The following is a 9,398-nucleotide window of genomic DNA, read 5'->3' as shown; positions in this document are numbered from 1 at the left end:
CAGACCTGTTTCCTTCGCAAGAACTGGTCTATCGATGGCTCCACGCCTATATCCAGCACCGTCCGGTACTCATACTTTTGCCCGTGTCGTACCGAATCAGACACCTCTCCTTGCTGAGATCACGTCACTAACCGGAAAGCCGGAAAAAGTAAGTTGCTAAGCGGACATTTGCCGATGCTTCCCCCGCCGAGAACTCTGTAAGGGCGCGGCCGATCCGAATACGGCCGACCCATACTTGTGAGGGAAAAATGGCAAGGTCCAAGACGATTCTCTGGATCGTCCTCGTCGCCCAGTTCATGGTCGTGCTCGACGCGACCATCGTGACGGTGGCGCTCCCGTCCATAGGCTCCGGACTGAATTTCGACAGCCAGCTCCAGCTGCAGTGGGTGATCAACGCCTACATCCTGCTGTTCGGTGGCTTCCTGCTGTTCGGTGGGCGAGCCGGTGACCTTCTGGGCCGGCAGCGCCTGCTGGTCGCCGGCCTGGTGCTGTTCGGCCTGTCGTCGGCGATCAACGGCTTCGCGCAGAACCCGGAGACGCTGATCGTCGGCCGGGCGGTGCAGGGGCTCGGCGGCGCGCTGATCTCGCCCGCCGTGCTGTCGATCATCATCGTGACCTTCGAAGGGGTGCAGGCCCGGGCCAAGGCGCTCGGGGTCTTCAGCGCGGTCACCGCATCCGGCAGCGCCGCCGGCATGCTGGCCGGTGGCGTCCTCACCGAGTGGTTCGACTGGCGCGCCATCTTCCTGGTCAACCTGCCGATCGCCGCGGTCGCCATCATCGCCGCGCTGAAGTTCGTCCCGAACAGCAGGCACGCGACCGAGGGCCGGACCCGCATGGACCTGCCCGGCGCGATCACCATCACGGCCGGTCTGATGCTTCTGGTGTACGGCGTCGTGAACGCGGCCGAGTGGGGCTGGGGCTCGGGCAAGGTGTGGCTGTACATCGGCGCCGCGGCGGTTCTGATCGCTCTGTTCCTGGTCATCGAGAGCGTGTCGAAGCAGCCGCTGGTGCGCCTGGGCATCTTCAAGGTGCGGGCCCTGACGTCGGCCAACCTGGCCATGGTCCTGATGACCGGCGGCATGTTCGTGATGATGTTCTTCCCGACGCTCTACCTCGCCCAGGTCAAGGGCTACAGCCCGATCGAGGTCGGCCTGGCGTACCTGCCCTGGCCCGTCGCGATGGCTGTCGCCGGCATCGGCGCTCAGAAGGTCATCGCCAAGGCGGGCCCCAAGCCGGCCCTGTGGATCGGCCTGCTGATCCTGGCCGCCGGCCTCTTTCACCTGGCCCTGCTCGACGTGGACAGCTCCTACGCCGGCGGGGTCCTGCCCGGCATGCTGCTGACCGCCGTCGGCGCGGGCTTCGCCTGGGCGGCGATGTTCCTGGTGGCCTCGGTCGGCGTGCGGCCGGAGGAGAGCGGGCTGGCCTCCGGCCTGATCAACACCTCGCAGCAGCTGGGCAGCGCGATCGGGCTGGCCACGCTGAGCTCGGTCGCCGCGGCGTACACCCTGGACCTGCTTGACCGGGGCACCGAGGCGAACGAGGCGCTGGTCCGGGGCTTCGACCGCGGCTTCCTGATCGGCGGGATCTTCCTGCTGGTCTCGGCCGCGGTGGTCATCGTCGGCATCCGCTCGTCCGACGGCCGGCACATCGCGTCGCCGGACCAGCCGGCCGATGCCGACCAGGTGCCGGTCATCAACCTCGAGCCCGCGATGGGCGACTGAGGGACGGCGTGCGGCCGCAATGGGGCGGCCGCACGTTCAGGAGGCGGGAGCGTGGGCGTGCGCTTCCGCCTTCGCCCTGTGGTGCCGTCCCCAGCTGACCAGCGGTTGTACGGCCCGCATGAGATCGATGGCGTGCTGGGTCGGCGCGTAGAACACCTGCACCGGCGAGGAGGGCACGACCGTCCGGGACACCAGCCCGAGGCTTTCGAGCTCCCGCAGGCGCTGAACGAGCATGCGGTCGGACACACCGGCGACCGCGCGGCGGTATTCGCGGAAGCGCCGGGCGCCCTCCACCCCGGCGACGAGGATGTCACCGGTCCACCGGCGGGCCAGGAGGTCGAAGACGGACTGCACCGAATTCAGGACGCTTTGCGTTTCCGCACATTCCTCAGCCAATGCCACGGTAATAGAGTTCCCATCGTCGGCGGCATGCGCAAGGTTCAGGTGATAAAGGTCGCCTTGGCGATCCGCGCATGACAACAGTCACGAAGGAGCCATTGAACATTCGGGTTTTCGGTACGTCGGTGAACCGCCGGGCGCTGCGGCCGGCCGCGACCATGATGGCGCGGGACCAGCGCCGGCCGACCGTATCGAGCACGGAGCTGACCTGCCGGCACTCGGCGGCGGCCGTCTCGGAAATGCCGATCAGGCTGGACTTGACTATCTCGCCGTGCAGGATCACCCGCTCGTGAATAATTGGTACACGTTCTGACCCTGCGGAACGGAACAGGGCTCGGCGTCCCGCCGATGACTACTTTTGCCGGGTCGGGGCAATGAAGTGCCACGCCCGGCGACAGGCTCGCCGCCCAAAGCAGTCGAAATGTCGTGCCGGAGCCATCTTCCGGCTTCTGGGCGGGTGACCGGAAAGGGCTGGAGGCTCCGGTAATCGACTAGCTTCCCCAGTTGGTCGCTGATTCTGGGGCGAATCCGAAAAACAAACTCCTAAGTGGCCACAAAGTGTATATCGCCCTTAGGGGCCAATCTGCTCGGCTGCCACTCCGCACAGCGGTCGAGGCTCTTGGTGATTTACATCACTCGATGATTACGCGCCGTGTGGGGAGATTCGCCGATGTCGCCCGGCCTTACCTGATGAAGGGGTCGGCAGCCAATGACGTTCTGCAATGGTCGGCGGCGCCCGGCTCGCGGACGCCCCGGGTTCGTGTGGCCCTGCGTATACATCAGAGATCTTCTTTATTTACAGTCATCGCGCATCTCGGCTTCATGGATCACGGGGGACATCGATGGCTGCTGCCATTTTTCGGATGCGTCGGCGAGTCGGCGGATTGACTGCTGCTGCGCTGCTGCTCACGTCAGTGCAGGTCGCATCCGTCGGGAGTCCCGCCAAGGCGGCTCCTGCGGCTCAGGCGTGTGTGTCCGAGCAGGCCGACGAAGCGGCTGCGCGGCGGATGGTCGAGGTGTGCAGACACCGGGTCGAGGTCCTGTCCGAGCGGTCCGAGACGACGCAGATCTTCCTGAACGTCGACGGCACGTCGACTTTGGAAGAGTCCGTGGAGCCGGTCCGGGTGCGTAAGGGCGCCGGCTGGGTGCCGGTGGACACGACGTTGCGAAAGACCGCTGACGGTGTGGCGCCGGCGGCGACCGTTCTGCCGATGACGTTCTCGGCGGGCGGTGATCGTCTCGTCGGGCGGGTGCGTGATGGCGAGCGGGACCTTTCGATCACGTGGTCCACAGCGTTGCCCGAACCTCAGTTGAGGGGGTCGACGGCGATCTACCGTGGTGTGTTGCCGTCGGTCGACCTGCACGTGACCGCCCAGGCCACCGGCTTCTCCGAGGTGCTGGTGGTGCACGATCGGCAGGCGGCGGCCCATCCGGCGCTGGCCTCGTTGAAGTTCGGCGTCGCGGTCAAGGGCGTGAAGATCACCGCGGCGGCGGGTGGCGGGCTTGTCGCCACGGACGCTCAGGGCAAGCCGGTCTTCCGGTCACCTGCGCCGCTGATGTGGGACTCGTCCCAGCCGGCTGAAGCGGAAGCCACCGAGCTTCCGGCGCCGAAAGCCGGGGTGAAGAACCGGCCGGATGCGGCGAAGGGGAAGGCGGGCGCACCCGACAGTGGCGAGCGGTCAGGTCACGAAGTGATGCCGCTCAAGGTCAGCGGGAACACGATGACCCTGACACCGAACCGCAAGGTGCTGACCGATCCGCAGACGAAGTTTCCGGTCTACATCGATCCGCAGGTCACCGGTGGGCTGGTCAACAGCGAGTGGACTTCGGTGTGGAGCAAGCACCCGACCAGCTCGTTCTGGAAGAACAGCACCGCGCTCACCGACGGCAAGACGTTCGGCGCCGCGGGGGCCGGCCGGACCGAGGACTGCGACGGGTGCGCGGATCACATCGTGCGGTCGTTCTTCCGGATGAACGTCAGTGCGGTCCGGAACACGAAGATCTCGGCGGCTGAGTTCCGCATCGAGCAGCGCCATTCGTGGACGTGCAACCCGGCGTCGAACGCGAAGGTGTGGATGGTCGGCGGTATCTCGTCGGCGACGACGTGGAAGAACCAACCGCGTTGGTACGGCCTGACTGCGCAGACTGCCGGCAATCGCAAGTATGGGGCTGTACACGGCTGCAAGGGCCCCGGCACGGCCGAGTTCAATGTCAAGCCGATGGTCGAGTACGGCGTCGCCAACAACTGGAGCAGCCTGCACCTGGCATTGCGGGCGATCGACGAGGGCACGCTGAAGCACTGGAAGCGATTCAACCCGTCCACGGCGAAGCTGGCCATCACGTTCAACCGGCCGCCGAACGCGGCGACCGAGCGCAAGTCGGACGGGAAGCCCTGTGCCGTCGGTACCGCCCGCCCGTACGTGTTGTGGACCAACCCGACGCTGTCGGTCAAGCATTCCGACCCTGACGGTGGAACCCTGACGACCGACTTCTACTGGTGGGTCAAGGGCGGTTCGCGCAGTGAGTCGAACAAGCTGACCCAGTCCAACGGCAACAATGCGATCGTGTCGCGCCAGATCCCGACCGGCCGGCTGACCGACGGCGGCACCTACGCGTGGCAGGCCAAGACCTCCGACGGCAGCCTGTCGACCTGGTCGGGGACATGCGAGTTCACCGTGGACGCGACCCCGCCACCGGACCCGGCGGCGGTGACCTCGACGAACTACCCGTCGAACACACCCAGCGGCGGTGTGGGCATCGTCGGCGAGTTCGCCATCTCTCCGCCCACAGTGCGGCCCCATGAGGTGGTGGCTTACGCGTGGACGCTCGACTCCGGAGTCATGATCGCCTCGCAGACCGTGCCGGCTGTCGCTGCCGCGGGCTACGCCGGCGTACTGAAGACCAAACCGTTGCATGACGGCATCAACACGTTGCGGGTGTGGTCCAAGGACCACGCGGGCCGGTTCTCGGTCAACGCGAAGACGTACACCTTCCACGTGCGAGCCGGGACGGGACCCGCTGCTGAATGGACCTTCGACGAAGCAGCCGGCACCACCACCGCGACCGACATCAGCGCGCACGGGAACACCTTGACACTCGGCGGCGGAGCCGCCCGGGCGACTGGTCGAGGCGGTGAGGGCCAGGCCCTGTCGCTGAACGGGACGACCGGCTTCGCGGCCACCCCGGGGCCGGTCAGCTATCCCCATCCGGACACCAACGCCGCCACCGCCGTCCGTACCGACAGCACCTTCACCGTGACCGCCCGGGTGCGCCTGACCTCCGCGAGCGGTGTGACCGGGCAGCGAACCGCGGTGGCTGTGTCCGGCTCGCGAACCTCGGCGTTGACACTCGGCTACTCCGGAGCTGACAACCGCTGGCGGTTCGCGATGGCCGGCTCGGACGCCGACAACGCCACGACTGTTCAAGTCCTCTCCAACGCCGCCCCCGTCGCCGGCAAATGGACCCACCTCAGCGCGACCTACAACGTGGCCACGAAGAAACTCACCCTCTATGTCAACGGGGTGGCGCAGACCGCGTCGGGCACGCTGACCGGCGGATTCAACGCCACCGGCGCGCTCACGGTGGGCAAGCGCAAGTGGAACGGCGCCGACGACGGCTTCCTCAACGGCGCGGTCGACGACGTACGTCTCTACAGCTTCCTGGAGACCGCGGCGAAGCTCGCCGAACTCGCGTTGCCGCTGCAGCCGGCCATCACCCTGCCCAACGGTGAGGAAGCCTCGGCCGGAGGCACGCTCAAGGTCACGTTCTCGGCCGGTGGGGACACCAACGTCACGAAGTTCAAGTACAGCCTCGGCGGCACCGCCCTCGAAAAGACCGTGAACGCGACCGCGGCCGGCGGCACCTACAGCTTCGACCTGCCGGTCGGCTCGATCAGCGGTCAGCTGCCGCTGCACGCGGTGGCTGTCGACGACGGCAGCCGGGTCAGTCCGCTGACGCAGACGCAGATCACGGTGAAGCCGGCGGCCAGCCTGTTCGGCACTGTGCTCGACCAGAGCAGCTTCCAACCCGTCGCGGGCGCGGTGGTCCGGCTCCAACCAGGCGGGGCGCAGGTGACCACCGACGCTGACGGGACCTATGCCTTCGCCAGCGTCACGGCCGGTGCGTACACGGTCCGGGCGACCTCCGCCGGCCGATGCGGCATGGCCGGCAGCCAGCCCTACACCATCGACAAGCAGGGCTTGATGCTCGAGCTGTACATGAGGAGGGTCTCGGACAACGTCGGACACACCTGTACCGAGCGAACCGCGGTGTTCCCTTCCGCGAGCACGGTGCTCCCGCTGACCGGTGATGACGCGATCAGGACCGTCGACTTGCCGTTCGCTTTCCCGTTCTACGGCGGCACGTACCGCTCCGCCTGGGTGGACACCAACGGCGTGCTCTCGTTCGTCGACCCGCTCGCTTCCCGTCCGCGGGCACCGGGGGCGCCGCTGGTGTCGGCCGCCGAGCCCAACGCCCTCGTCGCCCCGTACTGGGACGACCTGGTGATCGACTCGGCCGCCAGCATCCGCACCGGCGTCACCGGTAGCGGCGCCGCCCAGCAAGCGGTAGTGGAGTGGCGCAACGTCCACCGCAAGGGCAACACGGCGCAGCGGCTCAGTTTCGCCGTCACGCTGGGCGCGGACGGCACGGTGGCCACCCATTACGACGGTCTCGACAACGCCGATGAGCAGGGCGCTCACGCCGTGGTCGGCATCGAGTCGATGGACGGGCAGGACGGGCTTGCCTACTCCACCGACGAATCCGCTCTGGCGAACGGCACATCGATCGTCTTCACCGACCCGGACAACGGCGGCGGCTTCGAGACGTACGACCTGAGCGGCACCCTCACCGACGCCGCCGGTGCCCCGGTCGCGGGCGCCACCGTTCAGCTCGATCCCAGCGGTCTGACCGCCACGACCGCCACCAACGGCAGCTACTCCTTCCTCGGGCTCGTCGGCGACGGCTACACGCTCAGCACTCGCCGCACCGACCGTTGCGGCACCCGGGCCGAGAGTCAGGTCGAGGTGTTCGCCGACACCGTTCACGACCTACGGCTCGCACCGGACCACGGCGTGATGGGCTATGCCTGCACGGTCGGCTCCGCCGGCTACGTTCCGGCATCCACCCCGTTCGCGCTGAGCGGGGATGATGTCGAAGCCGACGTGACCCTGCCGTTCACGATGCCGTTCTACGGGCGGTCCTCGAACATCGCCACCGTGTCCACCAACGGCTGGGTCGGCCTCGGCGGCGGCTACCTCGAACCGTTCTGGGGCGACCTGGTCATCGACGGCTCGGCCGGTATCCGTACCCAGGCCGGCGGTTCGGCACCAAACCGGTCCTTCACCGTGGAATGGCGCAACGCCCTGGTTCTCGGCACCTCCGACCGGGTCACCTTCGAGCTGGTCCTGCATGAGGGCGGCCGGGTCGCCTACCACTACGGTGCCCTGTCGACCGACGTCCAGCGCGGCTCGAACGCGACAGTGGGCATGGAGGCGTTGTCGCATCGGGTGGTCGACTACTTCTCCTCCTGGCAGCCGACCCTGACCAGTAACAGCTCGATCACGTGGACTCCTGGGTCGGCGGGCATCGTCCGGGGTGTCCTGACCGAGTCGGTCACCACCACGCCGATCGCCGGCGCGACCGTGACGCTCAACCCCGGCAACCGGTCCGTCACCAGCGGCCCGAACGGCGAGTTCGAGTTCGATGCCGTGCCGGTCGGCGCCTACCAGCTGCTGGCCTCACAGGGCGACGACCGTTGCCTCGGCCAGTACGCGACCTCGGCGGTCTACAAGACCCAGGGTGAGGCGAGCGTGGATCTGTCCTTGAACGCCGACGCCGACCAGTACTATCACTGCACCGTCGACAACAAGCCGCTCGTCGCGGCCCCGACCGTGCAGAACTGGACCGGTGACGACGAGTCCTGGAAGGTCACTACGCCGTTCCCGGTGAAGCTGTACGGCGAGTCGACCACCACTCCGTATGTCAGCAGCAACGGCTTCGTGAGCTTCTCGCCGGAGGGCACGACCGACGCGACGACGACGCCGATCCCGTCGGGGTCGGTGGACGACACGCCGAACAGCGCGGTCTACGGCTTCTGGGGAGACTGGGTCGTCGACGGCCAGGCCGCGATCGCCACCGGGGTCAGCGGCACCGCTCCGAACCGGGAGTGGACCGTCGAGTGGCGCAACGTCAGCCTGCACGGCAACGACTTCGTGCGGGCCACCTTCCAGGTGAGGTTCGCCGAGGACGGCGCCATCACCCTGGCGTACGACGACATCGACCCGACCAATCCGATCGAACGAGGCGCCTCGGCGACGGTCGGCCTGGAGAACCCGAGCGGCACCGCCGGATTCCAATACCTCTACGCCGCCGACCTGCTCGAGGACGGTCTGACCATCCGGTACGCACCGGCCGTCCCCGCGGAGAACTCCATCAGTGGAACTGTGACCTGCATCGACGTCCCGGTCGAGGGGGCCACCGTCACAGCTGCGGGCCGATCGGCGACCACCGCCGCCGACGGCACCTACCAGCTCAACGACATCCCGGCCAAGACGTGGCCGGTGGTCGCGACCGTCCCGTCGGGCGAGTGCGCGGGCTCCACGGCACGCCCGGTCCTGGTCGGCAACACCGCACCCGTCGTGAACTTCGCGCTGGACGCCACGGTTGCCGGAAGCAGGTACCTGATCGCTGAGGAGTCGGCCGCATATCAGGCGCTGTCCGGCTCGACGCTGCTCACCGGGCGGGGCGTCTGGGCTCCGGCCGAGCTGCCGTTCCCGGTGACGGTGTCGGGCCAGCCCGCCACCTCCCTGCGGATCGGGTCGGAGGGCAGCCTCGAATTCCCGGGCGCCTACCTGTACGCCTTCCGCGGCGCCTGGGAGGCCGACAGCCAGTCCAGCGTATTGACCGCCACCCGCGGTGCGGCCCCGAATCGCCAGTTCGTCGTGGAGTGGCGCGATGTGCGCCACCACGCCGACCCGGCTACCCGCTTCACCTTCCAGGCCGTACTCGACGAGGCCGGCGGCTTCCACCTCCTCTACCCGACCAACAACGGTGACTTCGTACGAAGCGGTGGGTCAGCCTTGATCGGTATCCAGAGCCGGACCGACGAGACCGATCAGCTTCTGTACGCCGACCGGCTGGCCGTCCTGCGGCCGGGATTCGGCTTGCGCTTCGCCCCGGCCACTTCCTGATCACCGTCCTCGAGTCGGCAAGGGGGCCGGGCGATCGCCCGCCCCTCGGCCGTAGGCCATCAACGTGTCTGACCTTCCTCCACCGCCA

Annotated in this window: 4 protein-coding genes; 2 read left to right on the top strand and 2 right to left on the bottom strand. The window is 67.7% G+C overall.

From position 1 onward, the window contains the following. Window positions 1–248: 248 nt before the first annotated feature. Entirely contained in the window at window positions 249–1,721 is a 1,473-nt protein-coding gene (locus tag HJC40_RS43915) for an MFS transporter (protein WP_250009805.1), read from the top strand. 36 nt (window positions 1,722–1,757) lie between these two features. Here the strand turns inward: HJC40_RS43915 and HJC40_RS43910 are convergent, their stop codons facing one another. Both HJC40_RS43910 and HJC40_RS43905 read right to left on the bottom strand, forming a co-directional pair. After that, window positions 1,758–2,075, bottom strand: a complete 318-nt coding sequence (locus tag HJC40_RS43910) for a helix-turn-helix domain-containing protein (protein WP_250009803.1) — start codon at window positions 2,073–2,075, stop codon at window positions 1,758–1,760. 34 nt (window positions 2,076–2,109) lie between these two features. Continuing rightward, complete coding sequence (locus HJC40_RS43905) at window positions 2,110–2,403, bottom strand: hypothetical protein (RefSeq protein ID WP_250009802.1); 294 nt, start codon at window positions 2,401–2,403, stop codon at window positions 2,110–2,112. 439 nt (window positions 2,404–2,842) lie between these two features. On the opposite strand from HJC40_RS43905, the gene HJC40_RS43900 reads away from it, so the two are divergent. Beyond that, window positions 2,843–9,310, top strand: a complete 6,468-nt coding sequence (locus tag HJC40_RS43900) for a carboxypeptidase regulatory-like domain-containing protein (RefSeq protein ID WP_250009801.1) — start codon at window positions 2,843–2,845, stop codon at window positions 9,308–9,310. Window positions 9,311–9,398: the final 88 nt, after the last annotated feature.

The organism is Actinoplanes sp. M2I2, from assembly GCF_023544445.1.
Lineage (GTDB): Bacteria > Actinomycetota > Actinomycetes > Mycobacteriales > Micromonosporaceae > Actinoplanes.
Note: the sequence above shows the minus strand (reverse complement) of the source record. Positions and strands in the feature narration are given on the sequence as shown.

What these genes read in the sequence shown, in the direction of transcription:
- HJC40_RS43915 (WP_250009805.1), top strand. Translation starts at nt 249, where the DNA reads ATGGCAAGGTCCAAGACGATTCTCTGGATCGTCCTCGTCGCCCAGTTC.
- HJC40_RS43900 (WP_250009801.1), top strand. Translation starts at nt 2,843, where the DNA reads ATGGTCGGCGGCGCCCGGCTCGCGGACGCCCCGGGTTCGTGTGGCCCT.